21 protein-coding genes and 1 riboswitch are annotated in these 18,465 nt (G+C 50.6%); of the genes, 7 read left to right on the top strand and 14 right to left on the bottom strand.

Annotated elements, in window-relative coordinates; all coding sequences use genetic code 11:
- The 3 genes from acpS to metK all read right to left on the bottom strand — a co-directional run.
- Nucleotides 1-375 (bottom strand): holo-ACP synthase (acpS, locus tag NSCA4_RS0101570; protein WP_016686513.1); only part of this gene is annotated, 375 nt, incomplete at its 3' end.
- 53 nt (nucleotides 376-428) lie between these two features.
- Nucleotides 429-1,157, bottom strand: coding sequence for a pyridoxine 5'-phosphate synthase (pdxJ, locus tag NSCA4_RS0101565; RefSeq protein WP_016686512.1), 729 nt, complete (start codon nucleotides 1,155-1,157; stop codon nucleotides 429-431).
- Between the two features lie 164 nt (nucleotides 1,158-1,321).
- Entirely contained in the window at nucleotides 1,322-2,491 is a 1,170-nt protein-coding gene (gene metK / locus NSCA4_RS0101560) for a methionine adenosyltransferase (RefSeq protein WP_016686511.1), read from the bottom strand.
- Nucleotides 2,492-2,686: 195 nt separating this feature from the next.
- Nucleotides 2,687-2,796, bottom strand: a riboswitch (SAM-I-IV-variant riboswitch).
- A 92-nt stretch (nucleotides 2,797-2,888) separates the two neighbouring features.
- On the opposite strand from metK, the gene NSCA4_RS0101555 reads away from it, so the two are divergent.
- Nucleotides 2,889-3,938, top strand: a complete 1,050-nt coding sequence (locus NSCA4_RS0101555) for an FAD:protein FMN transferase (RefSeq protein WP_016686510.1) — start codon at nucleotides 2,889-2,891, stop codon at nucleotides 3,936-3,938.
- A 24-nt stretch (nucleotides 3,939-3,962) separates the two neighbouring features.
- Complete coding sequence (gene nqrM, locus NSCA4_RS0101550) at nucleotides 3,963-4,184, top strand: (Na+)-NQR maturation NqrM (protein ID WP_003757168.1); 222 nt, start codon at nucleotides 3,963-3,965, stop codon at nucleotides 4,182-4,184.
- A gap of 370 nt (nucleotides 4,185-4,554) precedes the next feature.
- Here the strand turns inward: nqrM and NSCA4_RS0101545 are convergent, their stop codons facing one another.
- On the bottom strand, nucleotides 4,555-4,902 hold the full coding sequence (locus NSCA4_RS0101545) for a hypothetical protein (protein WP_016686509.1): 348 nt from the start codon (nucleotides 4,900-4,902) through the stop codon (nucleotides 4,555-4,557).
- Nucleotides 4,903-4,908: 6 nt separating this feature from the next.
- The gene (locus NSCA4_RS0101540) at nucleotides 4,909-5,100 is read right to left on the bottom strand and encodes a zinc-finger domain-containing protein (RefSeq protein WP_016686508.1); all 192 of its coding nucleotides are present in this window, start codon (nucleotides 5,098-5,100) and stop codon (nucleotides 4,909-4,911) included.
- 265 nt (nucleotides 5,101-5,365) lie between these two features.
- Between NSCA4_RS0101540 and NSCA4_RS0101535 the strand changes: the two genes are divergently transcribed.
- Nucleotides 5,366-5,860, top strand: coding sequence for a DMP19 family protein (locus NSCA4_RS0101535; RefSeq protein ID WP_016686507.1), 495 nt, complete (start codon nucleotides 5,366-5,368; stop codon nucleotides 5,858-5,860).
- An 81-nt stretch (nucleotides 5,861-5,941) separates the two neighbouring features.
- On the opposite strand, the gene recO is transcribed toward NSCA4_RS0101535, so the two are convergent.
- From recO to dnaX, 3 genes are all read right to left on the bottom strand, one after another.
- Complete coding sequence (gene recO / locus NSCA4_RS0101530; protein WP_016686506.1) at nucleotides 5,942-6,682, bottom strand: DNA repair protein RecO; 741 nt, start codon at nucleotides 6,680-6,682, stop codon at nucleotides 5,942-5,944.
- Between the two features lie 342 nt (nucleotides 6,683-7,024).
- Complete coding sequence (locus NSCA4_RS0101525; RefSeq protein WP_003678854.1) at nucleotides 7,025-7,360, bottom strand: YbaB/EbfC family nucleoid-associated protein; 336 nt, start codon at nucleotides 7,358-7,360, stop codon at nucleotides 7,025-7,027.
- 143 nt (nucleotides 7,361-7,503) lie between these two features.
- Entirely contained in the window at nucleotides 7,504-9,699 is a 2,196-nt protein-coding gene (gene dnaX, locus NSCA4_RS0101520; RefSeq protein ID WP_016686505.1) for a DNA polymerase III subunit gamma/tau, read from the bottom strand.
- A gap of 198 nt (nucleotides 9,700-9,897) precedes the next feature.
- Here dnaX and NSCA4_RS0101515 point away from each other — a divergent pair, with 198 nt between their 5' ends.
- Nucleotides 9,898-10,611, top strand: a complete 714-nt coding sequence (locus NSCA4_RS0101515) for an aldose epimerase family protein (RefSeq protein ID WP_016686504.1) — start codon at nucleotides 9,898-9,900, stop codon at nucleotides 10,609-10,611.
- Between the two features lie 122 nt (nucleotides 10,612-10,733).
- Here the strand turns inward: NSCA4_RS0101515 and mltB are convergent, their stop codons facing one another.
- The 5 genes from mltB to rpsF form a co-directional block, all read right to left on the bottom strand.
- A complete protein-coding gene (gene mltB / locus NSCA4_RS0101510) occupies nucleotides 10,734-11,816 on the bottom strand; it encodes a lytic murein transglycosylase B (protein ID WP_016686503.1) in 1,083 nt (360 codons plus the stop codon).
- Nucleotides 11,817-11,928: 112 nt separating this feature from the next.
- On the bottom strand, nucleotides 11,929-12,381 hold the full coding sequence (gene rplI / locus NSCA4_RS0101505) for a 50S ribosomal protein L9 (protein WP_016686502.1): 453 nt from the start codon (nucleotides 12,379-12,381) through the stop codon (nucleotides 11,929-11,931).
- Nucleotides 12,382-12,397: 16 nt separating this feature from the next.
- Nucleotides 12,398-12,628: a 30S ribosomal protein S18 gene (gene rpsR, locus NSCA4_RS0101500; protein ID WP_003678863.1), complete on the bottom strand. Its 231-nt coding sequence runs from the start codon at nucleotides 12,626-12,628 to the stop codon at nucleotides 12,398-12,400.
- A gap of 6 nt (nucleotides 12,629-12,634) precedes the next feature.
- Nucleotides 12,635-12,931, bottom strand: coding sequence for a primosomal replication protein N (gene priB, locus NSCA4_RS0101495; RefSeq protein ID WP_016686501.1), 297 nt, complete (start codon nucleotides 12,929-12,931; stop codon nucleotides 12,635-12,637).
- A gap of 2 nt (nucleotides 12,932-12,933) precedes the next feature.
- Entirely contained in the window at nucleotides 12,934-13,305 is a 372-nt protein-coding gene (gene rpsF, locus NSCA4_RS0101490) for a 30S ribosomal protein S6 (protein ID WP_016686500.1), read from the bottom strand.
- A gap of 212 nt (nucleotides 13,306-13,517) precedes the next feature.
- Here rpsF and serS point away from each other — a divergent pair, with 212 nt between their 5' ends.
- The gene (gene serS, locus NSCA4_RS0101485) at nucleotides 13,518-14,813 is read left to right on the top strand and encodes a serine--tRNA ligase (protein WP_016686499.1); all 1,296 of its coding nucleotides are present in this window, start codon (nucleotides 13,518-13,520) and stop codon (nucleotides 14,811-14,813) included.
- Nucleotides 14,814-15,026: 213 nt separating this feature from the next.
- Here serS and NSCA4_RS0101480 read toward each other — a convergent pair whose 3' ends face one another.
- Nucleotides 15,027-15,788, bottom strand: a complete 762-nt coding sequence (locus NSCA4_RS0101480; protein ID WP_016686498.1) for an OmpA family protein — start codon at nucleotides 15,786-15,788, stop codon at nucleotides 15,027-15,029.
- A gap of 441 nt (nucleotides 15,789-16,229) precedes the next feature.
- On the opposite strand from NSCA4_RS0101480, the gene NSCA4_RS0101475 reads away from it, so the two are divergent.
- Nucleotides 16,230-17,180, top strand: a complete 951-nt coding sequence (locus NSCA4_RS0101475) for a CysB family HTH-type transcriptional regulator (protein WP_029609439.1) — start codon at nucleotides 16,230-16,232, stop codon at nucleotides 17,178-17,180.
- A 324-nt stretch (nucleotides 17,181-17,504) separates the two neighbouring features.
- The gene (locus NSCA4_RS0101470; protein ID WP_016686496.1) at nucleotides 17,505-18,419 is read left to right on the top strand and encodes a MetQ/NlpA family ABC transporter substrate-binding protein; all 915 of its coding nucleotides are present in this window, start codon (nucleotides 17,505-17,507) and stop codon (nucleotides 18,417-18,419) included.
- Nucleotides 18,420-18,465 lie beyond the last annotated feature (46 nt).

Raw genomic sequence — 18,465 nt, 5'->3', positions numbered from 1 at the left:
TTTTTCGGCAACAACAAATGCCAACACGGTGTCTTCTTCGTCGCTCATGCTGAGGCTGACGTGGCTGATGCCTCGTTCTTCCAGCCATTTGGACAGGGCAGGGGCGTAGAAGAATTCGGGTTTGCCCAATGTGTCATGCCCGACACCGATGTTGCGGAAGGAAACCGCGCCGCGTATGCCCGTACCGACGGCTTTGGCGAAGGCTTCTTTGGCGGCAAAGCGTTTGGCGAGGTAGTTGACGGGCTTGCCTGCCTGCGGAAATTCGAGCAGCTCTTCGGGGGTAAGGATGCGCTCGGCAAACGCTTGTCCGAACTTTTTGCTCAGGCGGATGATGCGTTTGAGGGAAACGATGTCTGTGCCTATGCCGTAAATCATGCGGTGGTCTCCTTGTTGAGAGAAGGTCGTCTGAAAAGGTGGGTGTTGCCGTATCAAGGCAGCAGTCTTGCCCTGAACATGGTTTCCTTCATCTGGCGGACGGCTTCGGGCAGGCCGAGGAAGAGGGCTTGGGCAATCAGCGAATGCCCGATGTTCAACTCGCGGATGGCGAGGATTTGGGCGATGGGGGTAACGTTGTGTATGGTCAGTCCATGTCCGGCGTTGACGACCAAGCCTAAATCGCTGGCAAAATGCGCGCCGTTTTGCAGACGTTCGAATTGCTTGATTTGTTCGGCGTGGCTGTGTGCGTCGGCGTATGCGCCGGTGTGCAGCTCGATAACGGGCGCGCCGATGTCATAGGCGGCTTGGATTTGATCGTTGTCGGCATCAATGAAGAGAGAGACGCGGATGCCTGCATCGGTCAGGATTTTGGTGAATCCGGCGATTTTTTCTTGTTGCGCCAATACGTCCAAACCGCCTTCGGTCGTGATTTCCTGACGTTTTTCAGGCACGATGCACACGTCTTGCGGCATGACTTTGAGCGCGTTTTCCAGCATTTCTTCAGTCAGCGCCATTTCAAGGTTCAGGCGTGTGCGGATGGCGTTTTTGACGGCGAACACGTCCGCGTCTTTGATGTGGCGGCGGTCTTCGCGCAGGTGCATGGTAATCAAATCCGCACCGTGCGTTTCCGCGACCAATGCCGCTTCCACGGGGCTGGGATAGGTCGTACCGCGGGCGTTGCGGACGGTGGCGATGTGGTCGATGTTTACACCTAAGAGCATGATGTGTCCTTTCTTTGGATTTTCAGACGACCCGCTAATTGTAATCTTTCTGGTCGAAAAAGGCAGCATACCGACGCATGCTGCCTTGCTGATTGGGAATAATTGCAGTTGCCATAAAGATGGAAAGTCGTCTGAAACTCCCTTTCAGACGACCTTCATGCTTTTTATACGCCTGCGGCTGCTTTCAATGCGGCGGCTTTGTCGGTACGCTCCCAAGTAAATTCGGGCTCTTCGCGGCCGAAATGGCCGTATGCGGCGGATTTGCCGTAAATCGGGCGCAAGAGGTCGAGCATTTGGACAATGCCTTTGGGGCGCAGGTCGAAATGTTCGCGAACTAAGGCAATCAGTTTTTCTTCGCTGATTTTGCCGGTGCCGAAAGTATCGATGGAAATCGAAGTCGGTTCGGCAACGCCGATGGCGTAGGAAACCTGAATCTGACATTGGGTCGCCAAACCTGCGGCAACGATGTTTTTCGCAACATAACGGCAGGCGTAGGCAGCGGAACGGTCCACTTTGGACGGGTCTTTGCCGGAGAACGCGCCGCCGCCGTGCGGAGCCGCACCGCCGTAGGTATCGACGATGATTTTGCGACCGGTCAGACCGCAGTCGCCTTGCGGGCCGCCGATAACGAAGCGTCCGGTCGGGTTGATCAGGTATTTGGTTTCAGCAGTCAGCATTTCGGGCGGCAGAACAGGCTTGATAATCTGCTCAATAACGGCGTTGCTCAGTTCTTCATGGCTGATGGCAGGGTCGTGCTGGGTGGACAGGACGACGGTGTCGATGCGTTTTACTTTGCCGGTTTCGCTGTCGTAAACCACGGTCAGCTGCGCTTTTGCGTCGGGACGTAGCCAAGGCAGGCGGCCGTCTTTGCGCAATTCGCTTTGACGCTGCATCAGGCGGTGGCTGTAATAGATGGCAAACGGCATCAGGGTCGGGGTTTCGTCGCAGGCGTAGCCGAACATCAAACCTTGGTCGCCCGCGCCTTGGTTCAGGTCGATGCCTTCGCCTTCGTTCACGCCTTGGGCGATGTCGGGGGATTGTTGGTCGTAGTACACGCCGACCGCGCAGCCGTTGGCATCAAAGCCCAACTCGGACGAGTTGTAGCCGATGCGTTTGATGGTTTCGCGTGCGACTTTGATGTAGTCCACATGGGCAGTGGTGGTGATTTCGCCCGCCAACACGCACAAACCGGTGTTTACCAGGGTTTCCGCCGCGACGCGCGCTTTAGGGTCTTGCGCCAAAATGGCATCCAGAATCGCATCGGATACTTGGTCAGCTACTTTGTCCGGATGGCCTTCGGAAACCGATTCGGAAGTAAACAGATATTCGCTCATTTTAATATTTTCCTTCAAAAACAAGCCGTCCGCTTTCAGACGACCTGTTGTTTCATCATATATCCCACAACGGAAATCATAACAAAATTTCCACCTGCGCTCCATCCAAATGATAAATATTCCCACTTGGATAAAACGGTTCGGAATCCTGCCCGTACAGAACATACGGGCAAAAAAATTCCCGCATCAAGCGGGGGGGGGGATTTGAATTGCCCTCTCGGACCACATCGGCTTTGCAGCCGTCCACCTTACCTTTCCGTCTGAAAAGCAGGTTGGCATGGAATTCCCAACTCTTAATGCAGCGCGGATGTTAGCAGAAAAGCCCCACCCCCGCAAGCCGCGCGCCCCTGCGTTTTACGTTACAATACGTCGTCTGAAAACACCCGAACACCCTATCATGCACCTGCCCTCCGCCATTCCCGCCCTTGCCGCCGCCCTCATCCTTACCCTGCCCTTGGGCGCGTGCGGCAAAAAAACATCCGAACAAACCGTGCTTCAGGGCGAAACGATGGGTACGACCTATACCGTCAAATACCTTTCAGACGACCTTCACAATCCGCCCGCATCCGAAGCCGTGAAAAAGCAGATTGACGGTGCGCTCGAAGAAGTCAACCGCCAAATGTCCACCTACCGCGAAGACTCCGAAATCAGCCGCTTCAACCAAATGCGCGAAACCCGCAAGCCCATGCCCGTTTCCGCCAATTTCGCCGCCGTAACCGCCGAAGCCCTACGCCTCAACCGCCTTACACAAGGCGCGCTCGACGTAACCGTCGGTCCGCTCGTCAACCTTTGGGGCTTCGGACCAAACAAAGAAATAACCCGCGAACCCACCCAAGCCGAAATCGACAAAGCCGCCGCCCAAACCGGCACCGACAAAATCATCCTCACGCGAGACGGCAAACAAGCCGCGCTCGCCAAAACCCAGCCCGAAATCTACCTCGACCTTTCCTCCATCGCCAAAGGTTTCGGCGTGGACAAAGTGGCAGGCGAACTTGAAAAACTCGGCATCCAAAACTACCTTGTCGAAATCGGCGGCGAGTTGCACGGCAAAGGCCGCAACGCCCAAGGCGAACCTTGGCGCATCGGCATCGAACAGCCCAACATCGTCCAAGGCGGCAACACCCAAATCGTCGTCCCCCTCGACAACCGCTCCCTCGCCACTTCCGGCGACTACCGCATTTTCCACGTTGACCCGCAAGGCAGGCGGCTGTCCCACATCATCGACCCCAAAACCCGCCGTCCGCTGTCGCACCGCCTTGCCTCCATCAGCGTCGTCGCCGATAACGCCACCACCGCCGACGGCCTGTCCACCGGACTTTTCGTACTCGGCGAAACCGAAGCCCTCAAACTCGCCGAACAGCAAAACCTCGCCGTTTTCCTGATTATCCGCGACCAAAACGGCTACCGCACCGAAATGTCCGGCGCGTTTAAAAAACTACTCCATTAATATCCATCCCACAGGAACACCATCATGAAAACCCTACTCCTCACCTTCGGCCTCTTCCTCCTTGTCATCCTCGGCATGGCGGTCGGCTACATTTTCTCCAAGCGCACCATCAAAGGCAGTTGCGGCGGCATTTCCTCGCTGGGCATGAAAAAAGTCTGCGATTGCGACACCCCGTGCGACACCCTGCAAAAGAAACTGGACGAACAGAAACAGCAGGAAAGCAAAGGCATCACCGTCGATCATTGACTTGCCCGAATCAGGTCAGCCCTGTTTTGAGCTTGGCAACACAAAAGGTCGTCTGAAAACCGCATCTTGCAGTTTTCAGACGACCTTTGATTTGAAGATGTGGCTGTTTTTAAAAGGCAGATAACAATTTATCGAAGCTGCCTAAATCGCCGTCATTCCCGCGCAGGCGGGAATCCAGCCTTCGGTTTTTTAGAGGTGCTTAAAGATTGCCGCAAGCCCGACCTCTGGGTTTACCGTCTCCGCGCAGGCGGGAATAACTGAACAGATATTTCCGATGTGGACTTACGATACCGAACTTGTAAAAAGGTCGTCTGAAAAACCATTGTGTAAGGTTTTTCAGACGACCTTTTTACAAACATTTCAAGCAGGATTATTCAATGATTTCGGTGAAAACGATGGTTTTACCGCCGCGGGTAAGCGTGGCGAAACCGTCTTGAAGCTGCCATCTTGTGCTTGCGTTGCGGTATTCCGTGGTTTTGGTCATCGAATGGGTCTGCGTCAGTTTTTCAATCGTACTTCCCTGACGCAGTTCGACCGTCATCGGGCTGTTGCTGTTGACGTAGATGGCGGAGATGCGGCTGCCGTCGGCGGCCTGGTAGCGGATGGCGTTGTTTTGAGCCTCGGCGACGACGGCAAGAGGGGCATCGGGGCGGACGGCTTTATACGAACCGCAGGCGGTACACAGTCCGAGCAACAGCAGGAGGGCGGATCTCTTCATAGCGTCTCAATAATGGTGGTGGGGAATGTGGCCTTCTAGATGGTAACGCGTTCCGCAGTAGGGGCATTCGATGTCGCTGTCGGACTGAATTGGAAGGAAGACGCGCGGATGACCGTTCCAAGTTTCGTGATTGGGGCCGGAGCAGTGCAGCGGCAGGTCTTTGGGCTGGATAATGACGGTTTCGGTGTTTGCGTTCATGATTTTTCCTTGGTAAGTCCGGCCTTATTGTACGATATAGTGGATTAACTTTAAACCAGTACGGCGTTGCCTCGCCTTGCCGTACTATCTGTACTGTCTGCGGCTTCGTCGCCTTGTCCTGATTTAAATTTAATCCACGATATATCGCCTTCTTGTGCAGCGCAAAAGGTCGTCTGAAAAGAAGTTTTGATTTGATAATGCTTTGGTTATAATGCGGTTTTTATAAATCAGCTTTAAATCAACTTTATTTCAGACGGGCTTTAACATGACGACACTTTTCCGGCAGGATGATTTGAACCCTCAAGATGCGGCAGAATTTCTCTACACATTGAGCGCGGCGTATTTAGATTACACGGATGCGGCAGGCGATGAGGAAATGCGGTGTTTGAACGACGAGCAGCACACGCTGACGGCTTACTGCTATTTGGACAGCCAAGTGCAGGAGGGCGGCTTTGTGCAGCTGATCGCGGCGGGTTACGGCGAATATGTGTTCCATAATCCCGTTGCCGACAGCCTGCGCCGCTGGCGGATTAAACCGACGCCTAAGATTTTGGATAAGGCGAAGGCTTTATATGAGCGGGACGGCGCAAAAATCGAGGAAATGGCAGATGGCGGCGCATTTTTGGACGCGATTCGTGCCGAGTTTCCCAATTTTGAGGAATTGGACGGCGAATATTACGAAATCGCTGACGACGATATGGCGGCGGCTGTGGCGTATGTATTGGCAAATTGGGAGAAGTTTGCGGAAATTGCGGATTGATGTGCGCGGTATGCTTTTGATTTTCCGCATCAGAATGAAACTAAGATAAAAAATCGAAATGAAAAGGTCGTCTGAAAAGGATTAAACGCCGAAACTGAATTGCTGGAGCTGTTGCAAAACCTGTCTGGATTTAATGCCTTCGGGCAGGAGGTTGTCAATCAGCAGGCGCGTGATTTTTAGCGACTGTCCGAGGCTTTCGGGGTGGGTGAAATCGCCTTCGCGCAGATGGATCAAGATGTTGCCGCCGACTGCAACACCATGGTTGCGCGGATTGAAGCGTTCGGCTTCTTCGATGGGGACAACCGCATTTTCAGGCGTCAGCCAGTAGGTTTCTTCGGCGCGGATTGCTTCGCCGTTGCCATCGTGGAACAAATCGGGCGCGAAGCCTAAGCGGGTGAGTAAAGCCCATTCAAATCGGCGCAGCGCAGCGGTATGACTGTTTTCACCGCATACCGCCTGCATCACTGCTCCCAGCGCATCGTAAAGCTCGGGTATCGGGTCTTCGCGAGCCGTCAGTTTGAGCATTAGTTCGTTGATATATAAGCCGCTGAACAAAGCCCTGCCTTGCGGTTGCGGCCAGCCGCCTATCCACTCTGCACGATGCAGCGTTTTCAACTCTTGCGAACCGTACCAAGAGGCGCTGACCGGTACAAACGGCACCAACACGCCGCGCAGCTCACTCTGCCGCTTGCGCGCGCTTCTCGCCAATAACGCCACGCGCCCGTAACGGCGGCTGAACACTTCCACCCACAAACTGCTCTCGCGCCAAGGGGCGGAAGCAAGCAGGAAGACGGGTTCGTGGTTGATGCGCTGGTTAGTCATGGGCGGTTGGCGTTGCTGGGGAATGGTGGAAAAGGGCGGTTGATTGTATGGTTGTATTTTACCAAAGCGGGCAGGGGTCGTCTGAAAATATTGGACGGGTGTCGATTTGTCAAACCGATAATCCGAAGGTCGTCTGAAACTGCTTTTTGGCGTTTCAGACGACATTTGTAGTGGATTAACTTTAAACCAGTACGGCGTTGCCTCACCTTAGCTCAAAGAGAACGATTCTCTAAGGTGCTGAAGCACCAAGTGAATCGGTTCCGTACTATCTGTACTGTCTGCGGCTTCGTCGCCTTGTCCTGATTTTTGTTAATCCACTATATTTGCTTTTACGGCGCAGGTTTAACGGAAGAAATCGCCCATGCCTGCGGGCAGGCCTTGGGTGAATGCACCCATGGTTTTGTTGGTGGTTTCTTCGGCTTTTTCAGAAGCGGCGTTGATGGCGGCTAGTACCAAATCTTCGAGCATTTCTTTGTCGTCTGCGGCTTCTTGAATCAGGTCGGGGCTGATTTCGAGTTTGCGGACGACGTGGGAACAGGTCATCACGACTTTAACCAAGCCGTTGCCTGCTTCGCCTTCTACTTCGGTCTCGGCAAGTTTCGCTTGTGCTTTTTTCATGTTTTCCTGCATTTGCTGCGCCTGTTTCATCAGGCCGCCTAATCCGGCTTTTCCGAACATATTTTTAAAACTCCTGTGGTTGAATCGTTAAGGTTAAGGGTTTATAGCGTTTGGTGTGAAGGGTCGTCTGAAAGCGGTTTGATGGTTTTCAGACGACCTGAATGTTTATGTATCCGAATGTAAACGGAAATTCTCGATTACCGTTATTCCGCCTGCTCCGCCAGTTCCAAAGAATCGGGCTGCCATTGGGCTTCGAAAACTTTTAAAACCTGACGCGCGGTTTCGTCGGCTTCGAGCAAATCCTGTGCCTGCTGTCTGCCTTCAAGTTGGAGACGCTGGCGGCGCATGGTCGGGGTTTCCCAGCCTGCATCGTCGCGCCAAGGTTCGGTTTGCAATTTCAATGGGATACCGTAGGCTTCGGCAAGCGTGTTTTTGATTTTGTCGAGCCGCTCTTTGTTGGCGGTAGCGCGGGCTTCGTCGGTCATCGACAGCATCATCAGATGGCTGTCTGCGTCGTAGTTCGTCCATGATGCGTGTTGCGCCAGCATTTGCGCGGCGCCGAGCTTGCGGGCGAAATGTCGGACGATTGCCGCCCAGTTTTCAGTAGAGAACTCGGGCAACGGTGCGAACTGCGTGCCGTCTTCGTCGTCGCTGTCTTCTTCGGCTTCCGATTCTACTTCTGCCATATCGGCAGAGACGGCGTGTTCCCAATCCGGCGGCGGGGGCATTTCCGCGCTGTCTTCTACGGGGTAATCATGCTCGGGCGAACCGTAATCGTAGAAAGGTTCTGCGGTATCGTCATGCGGAAACGCTTCTGCTTCCGCGGCTTCAGCGACTGGGGTCGTCTGAATTGGGTTTGTGTTGCCAGGGTTTTCAGACGACGTATCATTCAAGGAAACATCGGTTTCGTTGTTTGCTGCCTCGTTATCGTAAACTTGGTTTTCAGACGACGTTTCGGCTTGAGAGGTCGTCTGAAATGCCGCTTCTGCTTCGTTTGCGGACTGTATGTCTGTCTCTACTGCTTCGGAGGTCGTCTGAATGCTCTCCGCCTCCGCTTGTACAGGCGTGTCCGTTACGGTTTCTGCTTCGCTCGGCGCGTCTTCCCAAGGTGGAACGTCGTTGTTTTCTTGAGTCGGAACCGGTTCGGCAACCTTGTTTTCAGACGACGTGGTAGGCGCAGGGGTCGTCTGAACGGGCGGTTTGGCGGCTTCAGACTGGGGAAGTTGCAAGGGCTTTTTTGCGGTATGGACACCCGTTTCGGCAGAATGCAGCTCGGTATTTTCGATATGTCCGCCAACGTCGTGCGCATCCGCCGCCAACGGGGCGAACGCCAGCATACGCAACAGGGTCATGACGAAGCCGGCGTATTCGTCGGGCGCAAGGCTCAAATCCTGTTTGCCGTGAATAGCGCATTGATAATAAAGCTGGATTTGTTCGCCGCTGAGTGCCTGGCTCAGTTGCAACAGGGTTTCGCGCTCAGGGTCGTCGTTCGCCAAGGCGGAAGGCACTGCCTGTATCAAGGCGAGGCGTTGCAACAGCATAGCAAGTTCGCTCAACGCGCTGTCAAAGCCGATGGCGCGCGCCGCCATTTCCTGCGCTTTCGCCAGCAGGGCTTCGCCGTCTTGGTTGACGATGCCCGCCAGCAGTTCGTACAGGTATTGTTTGTCGACCGCGCCAATCATTTGGCGGACGTCTTGTTCGGCAACGCTGCCCGAACCCATGGCGATAGCCTGATCAAGCAGGCTCAAAGCATCGCGCATAGAGCCTGCGGCGGCACGGCCTAAAAGCTGCAGGGCGGCGGGTTCGTAGGCGATGTTTTCGTTGTTTAAAACGTGGGCAAGGTGGTCTGCAACCTGCTGCGAAGTCATGTTGCGCAAGACAAATTGCAGGCAGCGGCTCAAAACGGTGATGGGGACTTTGTGCGGATCAGTGGTGGCGAGGATGAATTTGACGTGCTCGGGCGGCTCTTCCAGCGTTTTCAGCATGGCGTTAAACGCGCTTTTGGAGAGCATATGCACTTCGTCGATGATATAGACTTTGTATTTGCCGGCGGTCGGCGCGTATTGGGCGTTTTCCAATACTTCGCGGATGTTGTCGATGCCGGTATTGGAGGCGGCGTCGATTTCCAGCAGGTCGACGTAGCGACCGGTGTCGATTTGCGTACAGCTTTGGCACACGCCGCAAGGTTCGCCGTGTTGCGCGTTTTCGCAGTTGAGGCTTTTCGCCAGAATACGGGCGATGGTGGTTTTCCCGACCCCGCGCGTGCCGGTCAGCAGGTAGGCATGGTGCAGGCGGCCTTCGTCCAGCGCGTTGCGCAAGGCCTTGACGACGTGTTCCTGACCGACTAAATCGGCAAAGGTTTTCGGACGCCATTTGCGGGCAAGAACTTGATAAGCCATAAGGTTTTCTCTGCTGGAAATAAATCGGAAGGTCGTCTGAAAAGTGGTTGAACGCCTTTCAGACGACCTTGAAAGATGGCCGGTATTTTAGCATTTTTTTGATTTTTATTAAGGATTTTCTGTCTGCATACCGGTAACGGTACGTATACAAATGTTAGAATGTTACAAAATTTAAAACAACCTTAAGGACAAGTCGCCATGTCTGAAATCATCTTACGCAATCATTCCGCATCCATGCAGATAAACACCATGGGCGCATATGTAGATGCTTTGGTTTTACACAGTCGGGAAGTGTTATTCCCGAAAACCAGCGTCCAAGTCGGTACTGATACAAAATTACGCGGCGGAATGCACGTCTGCCTGCCGCAGTTCGGACCGGACGGTAAAAATCATTTGGCGCAACACGGTTTCGGCAGAACCTCTACTTGGCAAATCCGTTATCAAAACGAATCGGATGTCGGCTTGAGATTGATCAGCACGGCAAAGGGCTACGAAAAAGTCGAATGGCTGCTGGATTACAGCCTGCCGAACGAAAACGAAGCGGTCGCCACACTGACCGTTTGCAATTACGGTGATGCGCCCGTGCGCACTTCGCCCGGTTTTCATCCCTATTTCCCTGCCGTCGGTACCCAATTCGATTTCAACGGCGCGCCCTACGATGCCGACTATATCGCGCACACGGAATTTGTCGCCTCGCCGTCAGATACACATGTTGCGTTTGACGGACTAAAACTCGACATCCGAACGCAAAACCTGCCCGTTTACGCGCTTTGGAGCGACCGCAACGGACAATACACCTGCGCCGAGCCTACCGCCGAAGGCAACGCATTTTTATCGCCTGCGCGCGGCGGACAGTTTGTGTCGGGGCATGGCAAAAAGCATTACGGCATGAAAATCCCTTTGATTGCTTGAGTTTTGCTGGGTTTATAGTGATTTTCTCAAATCCACGGGCGATTTGAGCAGCTCTATTTTTTAGTATCGTGAACTCGAGTTCTCAAATAAAAAACCACCTTGAAAAAGGTGGTTTTTGAACATTACAAACCGTTGTTGTTGACTGCATTGGCGATGTCGCGCACGGCGGTAACATACATTCGGCTGTTGTTATACTGCCAAACCGTATAGAAATTATTCAGACCGAGATAATATTCAAATACGCCCGGACTGGTTTCCAGGCTGAATAAAACGGCTTTTTCATTGTCTGCAACCGCTTTTTGCGGAACCACGCCCATCGCTTTGAAATCGGCAACGGTACGGTTCAAAGCCGTTTTCTCGTCAATGATGGCTTTCAAGTCAGGTGTAATCGTCAGATTGACGGGAACAATCATTTTGCCGCCTGTTTTCCAACCGTGCTGCTTCATATAATTGGCAACAGAAGCGGCAACGTCGCCAATATTGTTCCAAATGTCGCGGTGTCCGTCGCCATCATAATCGACCGCCCATTTGCGATAGCTCGAAGGCATGAATTGCGGCATACCCATCGCGCCCGCATAGCTGCCTTTGAAATCAAAAACGTTCTCTTTTTCTTCTTTCGCCATCAGCAAAAGCTCAATCAGCTCGTTTTGGAAAAACTCGGCGCGACGCGGATAATCAAAACCCAAGGTACTCAAAGCATCGGCAACACGGAAGCTGCCGGTATTTTTGCCGTAGTTGGTTTCAATGCCGATAATCGCCACAATCAGCTCGGCAGGTACACCATATTTGCGTGCCACATCATCGATAACGGCACGGTTGGCAGCGTAAAACTGTTTGCCGCCGTTGAATTTTGACGCACCAGAGTTGCCTGTACGGAATTCATACCAAGGGCGCGAAGTGGACGGGCGGTACATGATATTGATGATATTGCCCTTGTAAACCACGCCATTGAAAAAGTTTTGCAATTCAGCTTCCGTAAACTGCTTTTTCGCCGCCTCGTAACGGATAAACTGGCGGACATTGGTGTTGGCATTAAAGCCGCTACTGGCAACGGATTCCGCAGCAGAATCAAAAGCAGGACGCTGGTTTTTGCTTTGATTAATCGGCTCAACCGTTTTAGCAGATTCAACTTTTGTTTTGGTTGTACTACAAGCGGAAAGCAGCAACGCGGTTGATATTCCGATGAAATGGATAAGTTTTTTCATATCTGAATTTATAATCACTAAGGAAGTAGTCTTAATTATGCAAAAAGGTCGTCTGAAAGACGGCAGGAATATACATTCCATTCCCTTTCAGACGACCTTTTAAGACTGTCTATTACTCAGTAGCCGCAACAACAGCAACGGTAATCGCAGAAACAGCGTCAGTGTGCAGAGCCACTTCAACTTCGTACTCGCCTACGGCTTTCAGAGGACCGTTAGGCAGGCGGACGTCGGATTTTGCAGCTTCAACGCCTGATGCAACAATCGCAGCAGCGATGTCGGCATTGGTAACGGAACCGAACAGACGACCGTCCACACCGGCTTTTTGAGCGATAGTGATGGTTTGACCGTCCAGTTTTTCTTGACGTGCTTTAGCATCAGCCAAGATTTCAGCTTGTTTGGCTTCCAATTCGGCACGACGTGCTTCGAATTCTTTCATGTTGGCTTCAGTAGCGCGTTTGGCTTTGCCGGCAGGAATCAGGAAGTTACGGGCATAACCGTTTTTTACGGTAACGATGTCGCCCAAGTTGCCCAAACCGCCGATTTTCTCTAACAGAATAATTTGCATGATTTAAACTCCAAAATTATTTGTGTTGATCGGTGTAAGGCAACAGAGCCAGGAAGCGCGCGCGTTTGACTGCAGTAGCCAATTGCCGTTGGTAATGCGCTTTGGTGCCGGTGATGCGGGCAGGGATGATTTTGCCGTTTTCAGAAATGAAGTCTTTCAGCAAATCAACTTGTTTGTAATCGACTTCTTGGATTTTTTCAGCCGTAAAGCGGCAGAATTTTCTACGTTTGAATGATTGACGAGCCATTGTCGTTTAACCTTTATATTCTTTAATGTTCTGTATGCGGAGTATCGGCCTTGGGAAGCGTTTGCTGCGCTGTGCGAGAAAGCCTTCTGCTTCAACCATCGTATCTTGCCGATACTGCCATTCTTCAGCCTGCTTACCTAAAATACGCGCGGGTATTTCAAAACTGACCAGGCATTTTTGCCCGTTTTCTTCCTGCCAAGACTCATGCTTTAACATAATATCTAAAACAGGGATTCCTGCCGGCGTGTATCTCAAGGGTTCAACCTTGTAAATCAGGGCGGTAAGCGTTGTAAGATTATCCAATCTTATTCGGCTGCTGCAACTTCTTCAGCCGCACCGTTCAGCAAGTTTTTTGCTTTTTCGCCGCCCAGCATAGGAGAAGCTTCGGTTACAGCATGTTTTGTTTTGATGGTCAGATGGCGCAGTACGGCATCGTTAAAGCGGAAAGCGGTTTCCATCTCTTCAACTACTTCAGGAGTAGTTTCGATATTCATCAAAACATAGTGTGCTTTGTGGATTTTGTTAATCGGGTAAGCCAGTTGACGGCGGCCCCAGTCTTCCAAGCGGTGGATTTTGCCGCCGGCTTCGGCAATCATGGTTTTGTAACGTTCAACCATAGCAGGCACTTGCTCGCTTTGATCAGGATGAACGATAAACACGATCTCATAATGACGCATGTTATCTCCTTATGGATGATTAAATACAGCCTTTTGCCATGCGAAAGCAAAAGGCAAGGTTTAACAAGACGGTAGATTCTATCTCATTCTTGCTTTTTCTGCAATGCATGATATGTAAGAAAGGGTTTTTTGAATAAAAGTGTTGTCATGAAAAGATTGGTGATTTGGTTTACAATAATGCCATTTCTGAATTCTATCGAGAGAATAACAAAATGTTAGACATCCAACAGCTCCGCAGCCACACCGCAGCCGTCGCCGAACGTTTGGCGCAGCGCGGTTACGAGTTTGATACCGCACGTTTCAATGCCTTGGAAGAGCAGCGCAAAGCCGTCCAAGTGAAAACCGAAGAACTGCAAGCCTCGCGTAACAGCATTTCCAAACAGATCGGCGCATTGAAAGGACAGGGCAAACACGAAGAGGCGCAGGCAGCGATGGATCAAGTCGCCCAAATCAAAACCGATTTGGAGCAGGCAGCCGCCGATTTGGATGCCGTTCAGAAAGAATTGGACGCATGGTTGTTGAGCATTCCCAACCTGCCTCACGAAAGCGTACCCGCCGGTAAAGACGAAACCGAAAACGTCGAAGTCCGCAAAGTCGGCACGCCGCGCGAATTCGATTTTGAAATCAAAGACCATGTCGATTTGGGCGAACCTTTGGGCTTGGATTTCGAAGGCGGCGCAAAACTGTCCGGCGCGCGCTTTACCGTCATGAAAGGTCAAATCGCCCGCCTGCACCGCGCGCTGGCGCAATTCATGCTCGATACGCACACGCTGAAACACGGCTACACCGAGCATTACACGCCCTACATCGTGGACGACACGACCCTGCAAGGTACGGGCCAACTGCCTAAATTTGCAGAAGATTTGTTCCATGTTACCCGCGGCGGCGACGAGAGCAAAAAAACGCAATATCTGATTCCGACCGCCGAAGTAACACTGACGAATACCGTTGCCGACAGCATCGTAGCAGGCAGCGATTTGCCGCTGAAGCTGACCGCCCATTCCCCATGTTTCCGCTCCGAAGCGGGCGCATACGGCAAAGACGTGCGCGGTCTGATTCGCCAACACCAGTTCGACAAAGTGGAAATGGTACAAATCGTTCATCCCGAAAAATCATACGAAGCGCTGGAAGAAATGGTCGGCCACGCCGAAAATATTTTGAAGGCTTTGGAGCTGCCCTACCGCGTGATTACCCTGTGTACCGGCGACATGGGCTTCGGCGCGACCAAAACGTATGACTTGGAAGTTTGGGTTCCCGCGCAAAATACCTACCGCGAAATTTCAAGCTGCTCCAACTGCGAAGATTTTCAAGCCCGCCGCATGAAAGCACGCTTCAAAGACGAACACGGCAAAAACCGCTTAGTACATACCTTAAACGGCTCCGGCTTGGCGGTTGGTCGTACTTTGGTCGCCGTTTTGGAAAACCATCAAAACGCCGACGGCAGCATCAATATTCCCGCTGCTTTGCAGCCTTACATGGGCGGAGTAGGGAAGATAGAGATTAAGTAATTCTACTTGATGATGCTACCTTTGATGAAGGTGTCCTGAATAAGTTAAGGATACCTTTTTTCTATCCTGTTTTCATCGAAATGATATATTTTCCTGGTTTGTTTAATTATTATGGAGATGGGGTGGAATGGATAAAAAGACATCTGTAGAGTGGGAATTACAGATATGAGAAAACCCCGCAAATGCGGGGTTTTGAATTAAAATTGAATTTAGTTAAGGCTTGGCGTAACCGTGTACACCATTGTAGGGAGAAGGAATCCAACCTTCATCTACTGCAGGACGTTCACCTTGACCTTCAATTGTTTGGCCCGGGGCAACTTGTTTTGTAACAGTGCTGCGGATTTTTACGTCAACACGGCGGTCGGGTTCGATACATGCAATCAGAGCAGCACGTTTTTTGGCTTTGGATACTTTTTTGCCCAGTTTTGCTACTTCTGCTTCACAAGTAGCAGTCATTTGAGCTTGAGACTCGCCAAGACCTGCAGCGGAAACTTTGCTTGAAGGAACACCACGACCAACCAAGTAGTTGGCAACTACGTTTGCACGGCGTTCGGACAGAGCTTGGTTGTACTCTTCTGAACCCATAAAGTCGGTATGGCCTTCAATACGTACAGTTTGAACGTTTTCATTGCTTAGGCGTTGGGCTAATGCGTTCAGATTCTCTTGAGCTTCAGGGCGGAGGTTGTCTTTATCGAAGCCGAACAGTGTTTTAGAAGACAGAGATACGGTTTCGTCAACATATTCGGGAGCTTGTTGGACTGCGGCTACTGCTTCGCGGTCACCACATTCGACACGACCTTGGGTCTCTTTGTCGAAATAGCTGTTTTTCCAGCATTCGCCATAGTTGTTGCGGACAACTTCTTGAGATTGGCTGCTTACGGTGTAGCCGTGTTTGGTATGCGGTTCGCTTGCCATTGCGGTGCCGGAAGCAACCAATGCAACGAACAATGCGCTTAATTTCAGCTGTTTGGTCATTTTATTCCCTCATCTAAATTGTTATGCGGCGGGTGTTTAAGAACCGCTGCAAATTACCAATATACAGGCCGCAGCATACTAAGCAGCGGCAAATCGGATATATCAGTTTGCACTATAAAGAAGCATGGTGCCTACTGTCAATACTCAATGCCTCATACAATCATGAAACTGCCTGCTTCCTAGCTTCGAATCATGCCTAAAAATCAAGTTTGTGTCATTTATTTAGGACGAAATTAGAGCTTGTTGCATTTTGTTGTTGTATGGAGGCAACAAATCATTTGGTTTGAAAAGACAGTTTTAATAATTGATTTGTATAGTGTGAGTTAAAACAAAAGTTTCTATTTGAGGTCAGAGGGCTGCCGACAATTTAGGAAAAATATGTTAAATTGTCCGTCGTTTGTAGTGCAAATCATACAAGTAAACATTGAACACGAGCCGTTTATGAAATTACAGCAATTGAGGTATGCATTGGAGGTGTACCGGCATAATTTGAATGTATCTGAAGCTGCTGAAGCACTATTTACTTCCCAGCCAGGGATTTCTAAACAAATCCGGCTTCTTGAAGAGGAGTTGGGGGTGCAGATTTTTATCCGAAGCGGCAAGCGTGTGGTATCTGTGTCCCAACCGGGAAAGGCTGTTTTGGAAATTGCGGATCGGATTTTGCGTGATGTTCAGAATATTAAAAATATAGGGAGTGAGTTTACCGAACACGACAGTGGTTCTCTGGTCGTTGCGACAACGCATACGCAGGCACGTTATGCTCTGCCTTTAATTGTGGCAGAGTTTGTCAAACGTTATCCTAAAGTAACGCTGACTATCAAGCAGGGCAGTCCTGCGGCGATTGCCCAGATGGTCAGTAATGGGGAGGCGGATATTGCGATTGTAACTGAGCGTATCGATGAGCATCCGGAGTTGGGTAAATTAACTTGTTATGAATGGAATCATGCGGTTATTGTGCCGCATGAACATCCTTTGTTGGATTGTAAAAATCCTTTAAGTATTGAGAATTTGGCTTCTTTTCCTTTAATTACGTATGAATTTGCGTTCAATCAGGGGAGTAGTATTGCACGGGCTTTTAATAAAGCCAGGTTAGAGCAGCCCGATGTCGTGTTGTCAGCAGCAGACACTGATGTTTTAAAGACGTATGTCCGATTGGGTCTTGGTGTTGGGTTGATGGCGAAGATGGCTTACGATCCTGAGAATGACACGGATCTGGAATTAGTGGATGCCTCGCATTTGTTTGAGTCGTCTCCAACTTGGATTGCCGTTAGGAAAGATACCTATCTTAGGGGTTATGCATATGATTTTATAGAATTGTTCGCGCCTAAGCTGACACGTGAGGTGGTCGATAGAATGCTTTATGCTCCAGTTGTCGAGGACTTTTCTATTTGATCGTTGGTCATGTAAATCTATTTAATATGAAATAAAAAGGTCGTCTGAAACCCTGTCTGCAAGATTTCAGACGACCTTCTTTAATCTATTCGTACGTTTGGGGTAACGCGAGCTAGATCTGTTGACTTGGAAAATTGTAGGCTATCATAGCGCGTAAGTTTTGGATTGTGCCGAGTTTTATTTCGAATATACTGTGGTAATAATAAGAATCAACAGAAAAATCTGCAAAAAACACCCTGAGTTTTACTAAATAGATTTAAAATTCTCGTTTTTGACGGCAGAGGTCGTCTGAAAACTGTTTCAATGAATTATCAGGAGTAAGATATGCAAGTAAATACTTTTTTTAAAACCCTTTCTGCTGCTACGCTTGCTGTGGTGCTTGCAGCTTGTGGTGGGCAGAAAGACAGCGCACCTGCCGCATCCTCAGCATCACCGGTTGCCGATAATAGCGCGGCGAAAAAAGAGATCGTCTTTGGTACAACCGTTGGCGACTTTGGCGACATGGTCAAAGATCAAATCCAACCTGCGTTGGAGAAAAAAGGCTATACCGTCAAATTGGTCGAGTTTACCGATTACGTCCGTCCTAACCTCGCTTTGGCTGAAGGTGAACTGGATATCAACATTTTTCAACACAAGCCTTATTTGGACGACTTCAAAAAAGAACACAAATTAGATATTGCTGAAACTTTCCAAGTGCCGACTGCGCCTTTGGGTCTGTATCCGGGTAAATTGAAATCTTTGGATGAAGTTAAAGACGGCAGCAGCGTTTCTGCGCCTAACGACCCGTCCAACTTTGCCCGTGCATTGGTAATGTTGAACGAATTGGGCTGGGTTAAGTTGAAAGGCGGTGTTAATCCGCTGACTGCTTCTAAAGCCGACATTGCTGAAAATCCGAAAAACATCAAAATCGTAGAACTGGAAGCCGCACAACTGCCACGCAGCCGAGCCGACGTCGATTTTGCTATTGTTAACGGCAACTATGCCATGAGCAGCGGTATGAAGCTGACTGAAGCCCTGTTCCAAGAGCCGAGCTTTGCCTATGTCAACTGGGCAGCAGTCAAAAACGCCGACAAAGACAGCCGATGGCTCAAAGATGTAACTGAAGCCTATAACTCCGACGAGTTCAAAGCCTATGCTCACAAACGCTTCGAAGGTTATAAATATCCTGCTGCATGGGGTGAAAATGCAGCCACCAGTGCAAAAGCCGAAGCAGCGTCTACTGCTTCAGCAGCAAAATAAGCTATAAGCTAAAAAACAAAAAAGGTTGTCTGAAAACCAACATTGT

The sequence above is a fragment of the Neisseria sicca 4320 genome (assembly GCF_000193735.1).
Lineage (GTDB): Bacteria > Pseudomonadota > Gammaproteobacteria > Burkholderiales > Neisseriaceae > Neisseria > Neisseria sicca_E.
The sequence above is the reverse complement of the archived record's forward strand: the minus strand, read 5'-3'. Positions and strand labels throughout refer to the sequence as shown.